General features: G+C 58.3%; 10 protein-coding genes. 5 read left to right on the top strand and 5 right to left on the bottom strand.

Features of this window, described 5'->3' with window-relative positions; all coding sequences use genetic code 11:
* Positions 1-287 precede the first annotated feature (287 nt).
* A complete protein-coding gene (locus KIH77_RS02075; RefSeq protein ID WP_219099431.1) occupies positions 288-1,043 on the top strand; it encodes a hypothetical protein in 756 nt (251 codons plus the stop codon).
* Positions 1,044-1,070: 27 nt separating this feature from the next.
* On the opposite strand, the gene KIH77_RS02080 is transcribed toward KIH77_RS02075, so the two are convergent.
* The gene (locus KIH77_RS02080) at positions 1,071-1,643 is read right to left on the bottom strand and encodes a manganese efflux pump MntP (protein WP_219099432.1); all 573 of its coding nucleotides are present in this window, start codon (positions 1,641-1,643) and stop codon (positions 1,071-1,073) included.
* A gap of 314 nt (positions 1,644-1,957) precedes the next feature.
* Positions 1,958-2,452: an inorganic diphosphatase gene (locus tag KIH77_RS02085; protein WP_219099433.1), complete on the bottom strand. Its 495-nt coding sequence runs from the start codon at positions 2,450-2,452 to the stop codon at positions 1,958-1,960.
* Between the two features lie 815 nt (positions 2,453-3,267).
* On the opposite strand from KIH77_RS02085, the gene KIH77_RS02090 reads away from it, so the two are divergent.
* The 3 genes from KIH77_RS02090 (at position 3,268) to KIH77_RS02100 (ending at position 10,410) form a co-directional block, all read left to right on the top strand.
* Positions 3,268-5,814: a family 43 glycosylhydrolase gene (locus KIH77_RS02090; RefSeq protein ID WP_236024397.1), complete on the top strand. Its 2,547-nt coding sequence runs from the start codon at positions 3,268-3,270 to the stop codon at positions 5,812-5,814.
* Positions 5,815-6,061: 247 nt separating this feature from the next.
* On the top strand, positions 6,062-9,115 hold the full coding sequence (locus tag KIH77_RS02095) for a beta-xylosidase family glycoside hydrolase (RefSeq protein ID WP_308283169.1): 3,054 nt from the start codon (positions 6,062-6,064) through the stop codon (positions 9,113-9,115).
* 263 nt (positions 9,116-9,378) lie between these two features.
* Complete coding sequence (locus KIH77_RS02100) at positions 9,379-10,410, top strand: LacI family DNA-binding transcriptional regulator (protein ID WP_219099435.1); 1,032 nt, start codon at positions 9,379-9,381, stop codon at positions 10,408-10,410.
* A 13-nt stretch (positions 10,411-10,423) separates the two neighbouring features.
* Here the strand turns inward: KIH77_RS02100 and KIH77_RS02105 are convergent, their stop codons facing one another.
* Both KIH77_RS02105 and KIH77_RS02110 read right to left on the bottom strand, forming a co-directional pair.
* Positions 10,424-11,584 (bottom strand): MFS transporter, encoded by a 1,161-nt coding sequence (locus tag KIH77_RS02105; protein ID WP_219099436.1) that lies wholly within the window; start codon positions 11,582-11,584, stop codon positions 10,424-10,426.
* Between the two features lie 240 nt (positions 11,585-11,824).
* Positions 11,825-14,122: an alpha-1,4-glucan--maltose-1-phosphate maltosyltransferase gene (locus KIH77_RS02110; RefSeq protein WP_219099437.1), complete on the bottom strand. Its 2,298-nt coding sequence runs from the start codon at positions 14,120-14,122 to the stop codon at positions 11,825-11,827.
* Between the two features lie 353 nt (positions 14,123-14,475).
* Here KIH77_RS02110 and KIH77_RS02115 point away from each other — a divergent pair, with 353 nt between their 5' ends.
* Positions 14,476-14,892 (top strand): glycerophosphodiester phosphodiesterase, encoded by a 417-nt coding sequence (locus tag KIH77_RS02115; protein ID WP_219099438.1) that lies wholly within the window; start codon positions 14,476-14,478, stop codon positions 14,890-14,892.
* A gap of 505 nt (positions 14,893-15,397) precedes the next feature.
* Here the strand turns inward: KIH77_RS02115 and KIH77_RS02120 are convergent.
* Positions 15,398-15,649, bottom strand: a complete 252-nt coding sequence (locus KIH77_RS02120; RefSeq protein ID WP_219099565.1) for a metal-sensitive transcriptional regulator — start codon at positions 15,647-15,649, stop codon at positions 15,398-15,400.
* Positions 15,650-15,999: the final 350 nt, after the last annotated feature.

Below are 15,999 nucleotides of genomic sequence, written 5' to 3' on the forward strand. Positions count from 1 at the left end.
ACGATAGCCATCATTTTACGAGCGATTGTTAATCGATTCGATGGCGGGTCATTACATTTGCTTAACATTCCCGACAAGGCCATTGTTTCCCTACGTTGCGACACCATAGGACGTTTTCCCAACATGTGGACGGTCGTCGGGCCGCCGATTGCGGACGACTGGCGACCGTATGAGAACATGGCGGAAGACGTTCGCGATGCCGTGAAGTTCGGAATTGTTCGAAATAGTTTAGAATTGTTGAGACTAGTGTGTCGCGGCGATGACGGCCGCGCGGGAAAGGCGGGACAATGGGCAAGCCGAGAAGCTGGGAAAAGCCTCAGAAGAAGACGGAAAAGGACGTCGCCGGGCCGGCGCGGCCGTCCGGACGACGATTCGGCATGACCGAGCACGGGGAGTTCACCGTGGTCGTCACCCAGCTGGTCGCCTATGCGCTGGTGTTCGGCATCGTGACCAGCCTCGGCGTGCTCACCCCCGGCGGCATCGTCGGATCCGGACTGCTCGCCGCCAGCATGACCATGCTCATGATCGTCGGATGGCCCTTCGCCGAAAGCGGCAGACAGTCGCTGTTCGCCCGATTCCTCTCGGCGGCCGTGTTCGTCGCGGCCATCATTTACGCCACCCAAGGCGACTTCTACTCCGACGAGACGTTCATCCGCTGGGCGAAGTTCCTCATCCTGGCGTTCCTCGCCATCGTCGTCGTATCGTTCCTGCGGCAGATGCTACGCAAGGACCGCAGCCACCTCATCGCATCCATGTCGGCCGGCATCATGGCCGCCGTCGCCGCGCTCGGCGCCTCCTGCTGGGGGTTCGTCCCCGCGTTCATGACCGCCATGATGAGCGACAAGGCCGACTCCACGCTCGGCTGGGGCATCTTCATCGTGATCGTCGTGGCCGCGGTGCTGCTGCTCGTGGCCTCCACCTCATGGTGGAAGGAGTTGGAGAACCCCGCCCCCTATGCATGGATGGGCATGGGCATGCTGCCCGTCATGATGCTTGGATACCTCGTCTACGTGGCCGCGTTCCTCACTCACTGGGTGTGGTAGCCGCTAATCCGGCACGGCGACGGGATATCACCAAGGCAGCAGGCCGAGATGCTCCAGCAGCACCTTCAGGCCGATGAGAATCAGCACCACGCCGCCGGCGATCTGCGCGGGCTTCTGCCAGCGTGAACCGAAGACGTTGCCGATGCTCAGGCCGGCCGCCGAGAACAGGCCCGTCGTCACGCCGATGATGACCACGGCAAGGAAGATGTTGATGGGCAGGAACGCGAAGCTCACCCCCACGGCGAACGCGTCGATGCTCGTCGCCACGGCCAGCGGCAGCATATGACGCCAGTCGAACGCCGACGTCTCGCGCGCGTTCTCCTCATCATCCTCGAACACGGCCTCGCGAATCATGTTGCCGCCGATGAACGCCAGCAGCACGAAGATGATCCAATGGTCCACGGCCGTCACATACTTGCTGAACGTGGACGCCGCGAAATAGCCGAGCAACGGGAACAGCGCCTGGAATCCGCCGAACCACAGGCCCACGGTCACCCGCTGTCCAGCGGTCACATGCTTCACGGTCAGCCCCTTGCCGATGGCGACGGCGAACGCGTCCATGGAAACGGAAACTGCAATAAGAAGAATCTCGACAATCACTCGTGGATGTTCCTTTGGTTCATTCCGCCGCCGCTGACGGGTTCGCGGAATGGGCCTCGACACCGCCTGCCGGCGGGCCTACGCCTCGTTGGCGAGGCAACAACAAACTGCCGTGGATCGGGCTTTGAATTCAGACGAATGCCGTTCATCGGTCGCTCGCAATGGACAACGAGTGATGATAGCAGATTCCGCGGCCAATGTCCGTACAATGTTCCGCGGGCATGAAAAAGCCTGCCGGAACATGTTCGGCAGGCTTTTTTCAAAACGCTTCGGAACATTTCGAAACGTTGTTCAAAACGTTCGGAAGCGGGGAATCACTTCTCGGAGGCGGCGAGGCGCTCGCGGGCGGCCTTGATCTCGGCCTCGGCCTTCTCGACGCCGGTCCAGTAGTCGCCCGGCAGGACTTCCTTGCCCGGCTCCAGGGCCTTGTACTGCTCGAAGAAGTGCTTGATCTCGGCCTTGTGGAACTCGGAGACGTCGTCGATGTCCTTGATGTTGTCGTAACGGACGTCGGCCGGCACGCACAGCACCTTGTCGTCGCCACCGGCTTCGTCGACCATGTGGTACAGGCCGACGGCGCGGCACTCGACCACGCAGCCCGGGAACACCGAGTTCGGAATCATGACCAGGGCGTCGAGCGGGTCGCCGTCCTCGCCTAGGGTGCCGTCGATGTAGCCGTAGTCATCCGGGTAGCCCATCGCGGTGAACAGCTCGCGGTCCAGGAACACGCGACCGGTCTCGTGGTCCACTTCGTACTTGTTCTTCGATCCGCGCGGAATCTCGACGACGACGTTGAACGTCTCTGCCATGTCTTTCTCCTTTATATGAGTTGACATTGTGTGTTACCGAATCCAAGGATACTCAATCCCGCGCCGACTCGCTGGCGTTTGGCTGTCGTTTAACTGGGAAATGGGCTGCGGAATCAGAATTTCATCAGGCCAAGCACCATATGGCCTTGAAGCCTGCCGTTCTCATTTCATCGAAGATATCATTGATTTCCCGCCGGACGGCACGCTCGATGAGGTGCAACCTTGCTCTCGAGCCCAGCCCGTCATTATGATGACTAAAACATCGGGCTTCGTAATTTGCAGCGTTTGGATGTCTTCGAAGTGGGAAACATCTGTTTGACGCTATAAATCACAGATTTCCGGTATTTAGACCCGTATGTTGTCGTGTACGTTTCGTGATGCGGCAATCAAGGCCGGGAAGTATGCTGTTTTCGAAATGTGTTAATTAATGTCGAGCGTAGGCGTCAATGTGTAATCAATGGATGTATATATTTCGAAAAATATGGGATAACATATATTGTAAATTTAGGGAATTAAATGATTCTTCTCGAAAAAATCCGAAATAATTTGACGAAATTCGCTAATTCGATATATTATTTTCGCGATGCTCGTTGGTGAGCGTTCACATCGGCAGTTAGGAACACCGTCCGAAATTGCCGCTGTGCTGAGCAGTCTCGGCGACGAGACGATATGAGGAAATCGGTGTCCCATCCTCGAGGAGTCAGGCCACCGGTGGAGGAGTGTTTATGGAGCACATATGGTCTAGGGGGATCCATCGGATTTCTGCGCGAACCGTTGTCTCGGCGTTTTCGGCTGTGATTTGTCTCGTCGCAGTGATGATGCCGATGGGAGCCGAGACAGCGTCAGCTGCTGACGGTGGAGCCGTCAATCTGATTGCCAACGGTGATTTCGAGAACGATACGGCGTCATGGAAGTCCGGAACCGTGTGGGACGCGTCCAAGTCCACGATTACGGCTGTGTCGGATGACGTCCACGGCGGTTCCAAGGCTCTGAAGGTGACTGATCGCAAGAGCACCGACGCCGGTGCCATCCAGTCGCTGAACGGCAAGGTCACCAAGGGTGAAAGCTATACCGGCAGCATGTGGATTAAGTCCACCGAGGACGCCACGTTCAACTTCACCATTTGCTCCGGCAACGGCAGCGGCTGCGGACAGATTGCTTCCGCCGCCGTGAAGGCTGGCGTATGGACCGAAATCAAGGGCACCGCCACGCTGGGCGGTAACGGTGACTACTCGAACCCGTCACTGGTCATCGAAACCGTGTACGGTACCGGCAAGACCGGTGATTTCACCGTCGATGACGTCACCCTGACCGGCAAGACGAGCGAACCCGTCGTACGTCCTGCCGGTACGGCCAAGGCGGCCAAGCGGATGGGCAACAGCAACCCCATCATCGACTACTGGTACGGTGCCGACCCTTGGGCCATGGAATACAACGGCCGTGTATACGTGTACACTACCGGGGACGCGACCAAGATCAACGAGGACGGGTCGCTTACCTATGACTACGAATACGATGCCGACGGTAACATCAAGGACAACTCCTTCGCCGATGTAAAGACCATTAACGTGCTCTCCACCGACGACATGGTGAACTGGCGCAATGAAGGCTACATCCGTGTGGCAGGCGACCAAGGCATCGCCAAGTGGGCCGGCAACTCGTGGGCGCCGGCCGTCACGCACAAGACCATCGACGGCAAGGAGAAGTTCTTCCTGTACTTCGCCAACGGCGCCAGTGGCATCGGTGTTCTGACGGCCGATTCCCCGGTCGGTCCGTGGAGGGACGAGCGTGGCAGTCTGCTCATCAAGTGGGGCACCCAGGCATCCTCCGGCGTGACTTGGCTGTTCGATCCGGCTGTGTTCACCGACTCTGACGGCACCGGCTATCTCTACTATGGCGGCGGAGTGCCTGACGGTAAGAAAGAGCATCCGAACACCGCCCGTGTGATTCAGCTCGGTGACGATATGATCAGCACCGTCGGCGACGCCAAGACCATCGATGCGCCGGCCATGTTCGAGGATTCTGGCATCGCGAAGATTGGCGACACCTACTACTACTCCTACTGCACCAACTTCAGCCACGAGAACATCATCGACGGCAACAAGATCGGTTACGGCAACATCGCGTACATGACGTCGAAGAGCCCGATGGGTCCGTTCACGTACCAGGGTGAAATCATGGACAATCCGAGCAAGTTCTTCAGCGTCGGCGGCAACAACCACCATGCCATGGTGCAGCTTGGTAACAGTTGGTACATGGTCTATCATGCGCAGACGGTGGCCAAGGAACTCACCGATGGCGGCAATCTCGACAAAGCCCGCGGCTACCGCAACACTCATGTCGACCCCATCACCATCAATGAGGACGGCAGCATCGCGCCCATCACCATGACCTACAAGGGTCTTGACCAGGTCAAGAATCTCGATGCTTATCCCGATGGCGGCATCAGCGCCTCCACCATCGCATGGGATTCCGGCATCCAGGACGCCTACGATACCAAGTCCGGCGTACGTGTGATCGACCTGACCTCCGACAATGCCGATGGGCAGAAGCTCGGCAACATCAATGACGGTGAATGGACATCGCTCGCCAACGTCGATTTCGGCAAGATCGGTGCTGGGTCCATCACCGTGAACGCTGCGGCCAAGGCGGGTGGCAACATCGAGGTCCGTCTCGACTCCAACGACACCGACCCCGTTGCCACGGTGAAGGTACCCGCCGGCGACGGCTCCTCCTACACCGACTACACCGCCGCGCTTTCCGGCGTGACCGGCGTACACAACGTGTTCTTTACCTTCAAGGCCGCACAGGCCGACGAATCGAACCCCGAACTGTTCGACATCAAGACCTACACCTTTGCCAAGGCCGATTCCGAGCCGTCTGTTGTGCCGGTTTCTGGTGTGTCGGTTTCGTTGGAGCGTGATGCGGTGAAGGTTGGCGAGTCCGTGTTGGCGAAGGCGTCGGTGTCCCCGGAGAACGCTTCGGACAAGTCGGTTTCCTGGTCGTCTTCGGACGAGAAGGTCGCGACTGTGGATGCTTCGGGCCGGGTGACGGCAGTGGGCGCGGGCGCGGCGACGATTACGGCCACGGCGAAGGATGGCTCGGGTGTTTCGGGTTCTGTGAAGCTGACGGTGTCGGCGGGGCCGTCGGAAAAACCGGGTGGTGGTGAAGGCCCGTCCGGCAAACCATCGCAGAACCCATCGGCCACCGTTTCGGGTGTCGATAACACATCTAGGCGACAGGCGTCTGATGGTTCGCTGACGCGAACCGGAACAGCCGTTGCGGGCATCTTTGGTATCGCGGCTGTGCTGGTCTCCGTTGGTGTTGTGCTGACAATTTGTCGCAAGCGTCGCCTGTCGTAATCGGTTCTTGGAGTCTGTTCCTCCTCTGTGCGGATTCCATGTTCAGAGGGGCCCTGCGGATTTCTCTTCCGGGCTCGCAGTGCCCCTCAAATCATATAACTTGACGTCATTGGCCATTTTTGGCTGTCACTTGCCAATTTCATCCTCAAAGAAAGGGAACCTTATGAAGGAATTCCATACTATTCGTCGGTTATCGGGGCTTCTTGCTGGAGCGATAGCAGTGGGCATGAGTGTGACGGCTTTCGTCATGCCGGCCACGGCTGCTGATACCTCAACTGTTGATCGTGGCTATACCACATCCGACAACGGCGACGGTACCTACTCGATTCCTGTGTTGAATTCCGACGTTCCGGATATCAGTGTAATGCGTCTGCCCAAGAACGATCCCAAGAACACTGAAGGGCGAGATGTCTACTATATGGTCAGCACCACCATGGAGCTCAGTCCGGGCGCGCCGATCATGAAATCCTATGATCTTATTAACTGGCAGATCGTCACCTATGTATACGACCGTATATCGATGAGTGACGCATCGTCGTTGCGCAATGGTGCAAGCTCGTATGGAGAAGGGGAATGGGCTCCTTCCATTCGATACCACAATGGTAAATTCTATGTGCTGTTTAACACCAACAATTTGGGTGGTGCCTTCATCTACTACACTGATGACATCGAACACGGCACATGGACCAAGGTTGCACTTGGCAGAGGTTTTCATGATCCTTCTCTATATTTTGATGAGAACGATGATCCATGGATTATCTCCGGCGCTAACGAGTACAAGCTCGATAAGAATGATATGAAGACTGTGGTGGAGTCGCATGAGAATATCATCTCCGCCCAGCAATTCGAAGATGCGTTGGGTGAAGTGCCCACCGGATTCGAAGGTTCCCAGATTTTTAAAATCGGTAAGTACTTTTACAATCCGACTATTTACTGGGGCAAGGATGGTCGGACGGTGATGCTGCTGCGCACCACCGACTTGCTTGATGGTTCCAAATATGAGGCTAGGAAATACACGCTCGGTGGCTTCGCTCAGGGCAGCCTCGTGGAAGTGTCCGATAAAGAAGGTGGTGGTACTCATTGGGAAGGATTTTTCTTCCGTGATACCTATCCGAATGGTCGTATTCCCGGTTTGATCCCGGCCACATGGGACAAGGACGGCTGGCCTACATTCGGGAAGGACAACAAGGTATCCGCCGGCGATACCTATGACAAGCCCATCTCGTTGCCGTCTGATCTGGAAAATCTGGTACGGCTCAAGAGCATCGTCAATTCCGACGATTTTGACAATGATGCCCCTCACCAGACGTATCAAGATCAGGATTGGTGGACCTTGGACGAAGCTCCCGCATCTGGTGAAACCGAGGTGATCTCCAACGGTGAGGTAAAGGATGAATCCGGATGGGAAGGCAGAGAGGGAGCAAAGATATCTCTTGACTCCACTAACCATAGTGCTCCGAACTCGTTGCAAGTGACCGGTCGAACCGCTACGGGCGCTGGCCCTGTTCAGTCTGTTTCCGGCAAGATAGTGGCTGGCGGCACATACACGGTTTCCGCATATGTGCTATATAAGGACGGTCCGAACACCAAAACATTTAATTTCACCATTCGGGATAAGAACAAGGCCTACGTGATGGCGTCCGCGACTGCGAAGAGGGGCGAATGGTCCCAGATCAGCGGTTCGTACACCGTTCCGAAGGACTTTGATGCGGACAGTGCCGAAGTGTTCTTTGAAACTCCGTGGACGGCGACGCCTGACAAGACAAATGATCTGATGAACTTCTTTGTGGACGACGTCTCGATGAGGACGGACGGCACCAAGGAATATGCGGTGGCGGATGAGTACAAGCCGAATGGTTCCAATCTTGACATGGTATGGGAATGGGCTCACAATCCGGATAATCGATACTGGTCATTGACCGATCGTAATGGCTGGCTACGTCTGACCAATGGACACAAGGTATCGAAGAACGCCAAATATATGAAAGGCACCAAGGGTGATCTCACTTATTTCGAGACCGCACGAAATATGCTTTCGCAGCGCACTTTTGGTGGCGATATGTCGGCTGAGACCAAGATGGATGTAAGTCATATGAAGGATGGTGATACCGCAGGTATCGCCACCTATACCCGTAGCTTCTCCTACGCCGCAGTGCGTCAAGAAAACGGTAAGCGAGTACTGGGTGTGGTCAAGAGAATCTATGACAACGGTAGGAAGGATTCCTCCGGCAATATCATTGACGACACCATTGACAGGGACAAGACCGAGGCGTTTGTAGATGGTTCCACGGTCGACCTTGGAAGCAACACGAACGTGTGGCTTAAGAGCGACAACGTGCTTGACAATAGCAGCGGTCGTCTTACCGTCCAGTATCTATACAGCCTTGATGGCAAGATCTGGCAGAAGCTCGGAGGCGAACAAGGGCCGTTCGGCTATGACTGGAGCCTATCTCACTTCAAGGGGTACCGTATCGGACTGTTCAACTATGCCAAAGACACCACTGGCGGTTATGTGGACTTTGACTACTACGACCTGAGCGATGTGCTTAGCGCTGATGGTAAAAGTGTTTCCACCGCTGCGTTGGAGGACACGATTGCGAAAGCCAAGAAGCTCAAGCCAATTGAATATCCAGCAGATGAATGGACTGTAATGCAGACGCTGTTGACGAAAGCGGAGACCGCGCTCGTCAACAAGCCTTCCACCCAGAATGAAGTTGATGCCCCCCAACGTGCTTTGGAGGTGCAACTTGCGCAGTTGGCCGTAGACCGTACGACCTCGTCTGTTGTGCCGGTTTCTGGTGTGTCGGTTTCGTTGGAGCGTGATGCGGTGAAGGTTGGCGAGTCCGTGTTGGCGAAGGCGTCGGTGTCCCCGGAGAACGCTTCGGACAAGTCGGTTTCCTGGTCGTCTTCGGACGAGAAGGTCGCGACTGTGGATGCTTCGGGCCGGGTGACGGCAGTAGGTGCGGGCACGGTGACGATTACGGCCACGGCGAAGGATGGCTCGGGCGTTTCGGGTTCTGCGAAGCTGACGGTGTCGGCGGGCTCGTCGGAAAACCCGGGTGGCCAGCCGTCGGATAATCCGTCTGAAAAGCCATCGCCGGTTCCGTCCGATAAGCCATCGGTGGCTACGTCTTCCGGCTCTCAGCAGAAGACCGACACGGCAGACGGCAAGTCCACAAGCGCGCAGCAGCGAGGCAGCCTCTCCCACACAGGCGCCGCCGTCGGCGGGTTGGTCTTGGCCGCCGTACTGCTGGCCGGCTCGGCCGTGGCGATGCGTCTGCTGGCCCGTCGTCGGCAATAGTCTCGGTCGTGCGGCGTCCGTCATGGCCGTTGCATTGTCGGCCGCCATGACGGACGATTGACCGTAGACTCGTGACTTCGGATGATGTTTCTTCCTCCGTCATCCGAGGGTTCTCAAAGGTGTCGAAGCGAATCTCCTCATCATCGCTTCGGCACCTCTGCATTTCGAGCCGTTATAAAGTGAATTCCGATGAAATGCGCGGAAGCCGTGCGATAAAGTGAGAAGGCACTTATCGAAGCACTCACGGGAATCGGGAATCGTTCATGGATGACAACAGCGGAAAGAAGAACCTTCGAGTGACGCAGATCGCCGAAATCGCCGGTGTCTCCGCGTCCACGGTCTCCAAGGTCATCAACCGGCGCAGTGATGTGTCGGATGAGACCCGTCAACGTATCGAGAAGATTCTCGAGGATATCGGATATGAGCGTAAAGGCACCGGGAATCAACGTGTTGCCCATGTGATTGACGTCGTTATTTCCCACATCGACAGCTGTGGAACACTTGAACTGATACGTGGAGCCTCCCGGTATAGCGACGAGCTTGGCGTTGATGTCGTCATGCATGAGACCAGGCCGAAGGGGCGATACGAGCTGTTCCGGCGGATTATCGCACGCAATCCGCTGGGCGTCATTCTGATGCTGACCGACATGACGGATGAAGAACGTCAGCTGTTTTCCGACAATGAAATTCCCTATGTCGTTTTTGATCTGCCAAAGGGAGCGGGGGACGAATATCTTTCCGTCGGCGTCGACAACTGGACGGGAGGCCTTATGGCCGGCCGGTATCTCACCGATATGGGCCATCGACGTATCGGCGTCGTTACCGGTCCAAACGACTCCGAGGCCTCGTGCGCTCGTCTGGAGGGGTTCAAGATGGCGTTGCGTGCGGCGAACGTCGAGGTGGATGACAGTCTCATCCATGAAGGCGATTACATGCCCAAGACCGCATGTCGTGCCGCCTTGGAGATGTTGTCGCTGGACGAGCCGCCTACCGCGATTTTCGCGCTCAACGATCTGATGGCGGTTGGTGTGTATCAGGCTGCGTCCGAACGACATATCGTCATTCCCGGCCAGTTATCGGTTATGGGGTTCGACGACGTATTTCCCTCGAGGTTCCTTGGTCCTGCATTGACCACGGTCCGTCAGCCGTTCGACATCATGATGTGCAAAGCCATGGACCTGGTCTACAGCTATCGTGATGTCAACTATGAAGGCGTGCCGCGAGACCGGCAGCGTCGTATCATTCTTTCGCCGGAACTGATAGTACGAGATAGTGTGACGGCGCTTCCGCAGTGACGATTGCCTGTCATCACGCGTTTCCCGGCGCCGAGGATGTGCCATCGCTCCGATGGTTGATTCGAACGCAGGCCGCGAAGACTGCGCCGACGCACATGATCAGGCACTCCATGATGAACAGTCCGTGATATCCCCATGCTCCGATGATGTAAGCGGCGGTCAGCGATCCACATAGCGTTCCCAATGTATTCGCCGTATTCATGATGCCGAGATCCTTGGCCGTGGTGGCGGGGTCGGGCAGAACCAGCAGATTGAGTTTCTGGTCGACCGAAGCGTGGATGCCCATGCCGATGCCGACGACGGACATACCGGTAAGGAAGAGCGTACCGTCATCGGAGAACGCAGGCAGCAGGGAGCCGACCGCCATAATGAGCAACGCCATGACAACAGGGGCTTTCGTCCTGCCGAGACGGTCCGACAGCGGGCCGGCAATCAGTGAGCATACGATTCCCGTAGTCAGTGTGATGACGGCGGTGGCGGATAACAGCGATTGCCGGTTGGGCTCATGTAGATAATCCGTGGCTATGTATAGCAGGTAGCTGCTGGTCATTCCGGCGGATACGAGCATAAGGAACTTGGAGATGAGAGCTTTATAGAAGTTGCTGGCGTTCTGTGTCGGCGGTATGAAATGGCGCAACAGTATACGCGTGGATACATGATGGCCTCGTTCTGCGAGATTTGATGGTTCTCCGGCAATCACCGCGGACGTCAGACCTCCGATGACGGCGACAATGGCGAACGTCCGGATGCCGAACCGCACGTTGTCCAGATACAGTGAGGCGACGGCGATGCCGATCTGATTACCGATGGTTTGGCTGATGCCATAGCAGGCCGAGACCGTTCCTTTCCGATGGTCCGGAACGCGGTCGGAAAGTTGGGCGATCATCGGGGCCGCCACTCCGTTGATAACCGCCTCGCAACAGCACCACCATACTAGGAGCGACGGGATTGACGATGCCGTGGAAAGGCCGTACAACAGCACGGCCGAGATGATGGAACCTCCGACTATCCACGGGGTGCGCTTGCCGAAACGGGTCCGGGTGACATCGGAAAACGCGCCGAACAGGATGTTGAAGAACAAGCCGATAATCATGCTGACACTGGAGAATGCGGCGACCAAAGTCACTTTGTCATTTGGGTCGATATCGGCGATTTTTTGCGGAATCAGGATCATGGCGACACCTTGATGCGGCATGAGCCAACAAGCGGGGCCGATGAGCAGGGCGATTGCAAGGCGCCACGGCATACTTGAGCGTGTTGGGGATTCGGCGGAATTAAGGGACATCGTTGTTCCTGGGAAGAAACGGCATGTAAACACTGAAATCCGCGATTTACGGTGCTTTTTGGTCGTTTTCCAGCCGAAAAACGACCGTTTGGCACCATGAATCGCGGATTCGGGCGCGGAAACGTATGCTCAGTACTGGACGCTGAGGACGTGTGCGACGTCGGCCCACGGGGCGAGGGAGACGAAGTTGTCCCAGCCCCACGTGAACTCGCGGCCGGTGAGCTCGTCCTTCAGCTGTACGCCGCGGTCGGTCGGCAGGCCGAAGTCGCCCAGCTCGAGGTGGATGAGCGACTGGTGGGCGTTGTGGCCGTCGAGGTTCACCACCACGATGAGCGTGTCGGGCTTGCCGGTGCCGGTGAACTCGGCGGGCGTGTGGCGCACGAAGGCGAGCACGTTGTCGTCCGAGCTGCGCAGCACGGTCACGTTGTGGTAGCTGTGCGTGGCGGGGTGGGCGCGGCGGATGCGGTTGAGGCTGGTGAGCATCTCGGCGATGCCGTACTTCTTGGCCTGCGACCAGTCACGCACCTTGATCTCGTACTTCTCGTTGTCGATCTGCTCTTCGAATCCGGGGCGCTGGCGGTTCTCGATGAGCTCGTAGCCGTTGTAGATGCCCCAGCTGGGGGAGCCGAGCGCGGCGAGCACCGCACGCACGGCGTGGCCGGCGATGCCGTTGTCGCGCACGTAGGCGGTGAGGATGTCGGGCGTGGTGGGCCAGAACGTGTTGTGCTGGTAGAAGCCGTCGTCGCAGTTCGTGGTGTTGAGGTACTCCTCGAGCTGCTCCTTGGTGTTGCGCCACGGGAAGTAGCAGTGCGACTGCGTGAACCCGGCGTAGCTCAGCGCGCGCATCATGCCCGGGCGGGTGAACGCCTCGGCGAGGAACAGCGTCTCGGGGTGGCGCCTGGTCACGGAGGCGATGACGTCCTGCCAGAAGCGCACGGGCTTGGTGTGCGGGTTGTCCACGCGGAAGATGGTCACGCCGGCGTCGATCCACAGGTTCATCAGACGCACGACTTCCTTCTCGATGCCTTCCATGTCGGCGTTGAAGTCGATGGGGTAGATGTCCTGGTACTTCTTCGGCGGGTTCTCGGCGAAGGCGATGGTGCCGTCCGGCTTGTGACGGAACCAGTTCGGGTGCTCCTTGACCCACGGGTGGTCGGGCGAGCACTGCAGCGCGAAGTCGAGCGCGATCTCGAGGCCGAGCTCATGCGCCTTGGCGCACAGCGCCTTGAAGTCGTCCATCGTGCCGAGCAGCGGGTCTACGGTGTCGTGCCCGCCCTCTGCGCTGCCGATGCCGAACGGCGAGCCCGGGTCGTCGGGGCCGGCGACCAGCGTGTTGTTGCGGCCCTTGCGGTTGGTCACGCCGATGGGGAAGATCGGCGGCAGATACACGATGTCGAAGCCCTCGGCCTTCGCGCGTTCGAGGCCGGCGACCGACGTCTTGAGCGTGCCCTGCACGATCTTGCCGTTGGCCTCGTCCACGTAGGCGCCCTCGGAGCGCGGGAAGAACTGGTACCATGCGGCGAAGCTCGACTTCGGGCGCTCCACCTTCAGCTTCACGGGGCGCGATTCGCTCACGCCATCGCGCAGCGGGTTCGACTCGTGCAGCGCGGCGATCTCGTCGTTGTCGGCGGCGGCGAGGCGCTCGGCCGGGTCGAGCTCCTTGTTCGCCAGCGTGGCGGCCGCGGCCTGCAGCGTCTTCTTGGCCTCGGCATGCAGCTTGCTGCCGCGGGTCTTCGACCAGCGGGTCAGCAGCTCGGCGCCCTCGTCCAGTGCGTTCTCCACGTCGGAGTCGTGCACGCGCACCTTGATGCGTGCGTCATGCAGCCAGGTGGCGAAGGTGTCCTCCCAGCCCTCGACGGTGACGGTCCAATGGCCGAGCTGGCGTTTGACGGCGGCGAAGCCCTCCTCCCACGGCTTGACGTCGGAGTGTTCGCCGGCCTGCAGCTCGACGGTCCAGCGGTCGAGGCCGGGGTTCACGCAGGTCATGGTGCGGCTGGCCATGATCTTGCCGCGCGGGGTGCGCAGCACGGCGGTGGCGCCGACCTTGTTGCGGCCCTCGATGAACACCTGCGCCGTGACGGTGAACAGCTCGCCGAGCTCCACGCGTCCCGGATACAGTCCCCCCTCCTCGTTCGGGGTGACGTCGAGCACGTTGATGCGTCCGAACTGCCCCGGTTCGTTGACGGGGAGCGAGGGCGCCGCAATCAGGGCGTCTGGGGTGTCTGGGGAGATCTTGGATGCCGAACGGCGTTTGCGGGAGGTGGCGGTTTTGCGCTTCGTCTTCGTTGACGACGCCTTCGCCGAGGTTCTGCGAGTACCCGCGCTTGACGGATTGCCCGCGGTGGCGCTCCGCGTCTCGGGCGATTTCTCGTCGGGCGCGGCGGCAGAAGTGGATGTGGTGACCTTGGTACTACTTGATTCAGTCATGCTGCCATTGTAAGTGTTGCGGTGCGACACGCGGGGCGTGCCTAAGTTAAATAACTATTAATTAACGATTTCGAACGTTTTCTCCCGAAAAGACGAACATGAAACGAACAACTGAAATGTTCATTTCATCATTTGAACGTGCAATATGACAAAATACGAAAAGACGCGTTAAAAACATGTGAACGCGTCATGCTATGCGGAAAAAATGCGGTATGGTTTTACATGTGCACATCAACTAAACCGGTTGATGTCATAGAACAAACCGGCGTTGGATGTTTCATTTTATGTTACATCTCACACGCGAAATGAAAACCGCACGCTCAGTGGTGAGCGTGTAGGGGGAAAGGATGACAATGACGGAGAACAAGCAGATTACCGTCGATACTTCGCTGTACGGCTCCTACGCCGACCGTAAGACGGCGGAGGCCAACCGTGTGGCCCGCTCGTTCGGCATCTCGGAGGAGGCCCTCGCCAAGGTCGAGGACTACAAGGCCGCGCTGACCGAGCACGACGCATGGGACCTTCCTTTCCTCGGCTATGTGAACGAGGACGGCTACGGCTACGCGTTCGTCTCCGACCAGGCCGTCGCCAAGGACGGCTGGGATGCCTACAAGGCGTTCCGCGCGCTGCCGCTTGACGTGCAGACCGCGTTCGCGATCCGTATGCTCTTCACCCACCGTGACGTCGATCGTTACGGTGCCAACATGTACCTGCACTACGAGCGCGGTTTCAACGTGAAGTTCGAGGGCCCCGGCGCCAACCACTGGTGATCGGTGGGCCGGTGGATCTTCGGGATCGGCGGCGTTTGCCGGTTCGTTTCCTCCGGTCTTACCATGATTGACCGGTATGCGTCATCGGCGGATGTCTCTTTCGAGGCGTCCGCCTTTTTCGTGGTCTGGCGGGGTTTGCGGGTCTTGTTGTGGCTTGGCGGGGTTTTGTGGCCTGCTGGGGTTTGTGGCCTGCCGGGGTTTTATGGGTCTATTCGTTTGCTGGGTTTCGTGACCTGTCGTGGTTTGCGTGGTTTGTGGGTCTATTCGTTTGCTCTGCTGGGATTTGTGGGTCTGTTCGGCCTCGAAAATCTGTAAGTGGGTCTAACCGTTCGCGAGGAAGGGATATTCGGCCTCTTCATGTATACCGTGGACCCACAAGCCTGTTTATGAACGGTTCGGCCCACGGTTGATGAATGGGGTAGACCCACAAATCCTGTGGATGGCCGTTGCCTGTTGGCTTTGTGGGTCTATTGTGACGCGGAGACGTGGGGTGACGCGGAGACATTCATGACTTGACGAGACGTCGTATCGCGGCGCTGGCCTCGTCGAGTTTTTCGTCGGCGACGTCGCCACCCTCGGCGGCGGCTTGGCGGACGCAGTGGTTGAGATGGTCGTCCAGCAGCAGGAGGGCCACCGATTTCAGGGCGCTGTTCGCGGCGGCGATCTGCGTGAGGATGTCGATGCAGTATTCGCCGTTCTGTGCCATCTGCCTGATGCCGCGGATCTGGCCCTCGATGCGGTTGAGCCGCGCGATGATCCGCTTCTGGTCGGCGTCGTATCCGTTACGGGGGGTGTGCGGCTCCTCGTCGGGGTGATGATCGGGGCGATGATCGGGGTGGTTGCAGCAGCAGGCCTTCGGCGTATCCGCACGGCTGGTCGCGTTCGGGTTCGGCGGCGTCGGGGTCGTTGTCGATGGTGTGGTCGGTGACTGGGTCTTGTCCATGATGGTCCTTGCCGTGATGTTCTCGCTGTAGTGGTCCTTGCCGCGCCTGCCGATGGTACGCGCCGCGGCCGGTTGCGGTGGCCGATTGCCGTCGCATGCCGTATCGCGATGGCTGTTCGGATGTTTGCGCATGGCGGATTTTCTTGATTGCATTATACCCCTAT

The sequence above is a fragment of the Bifidobacterium pluvialisilvae genome (genome assembly GCF_019331695.1).
GTDB lineage: Bacteria > Actinomycetota > Actinomycetes > Actinomycetales > Bifidobacteriaceae > Galliscardovia > Galliscardovia pluvialisilvae.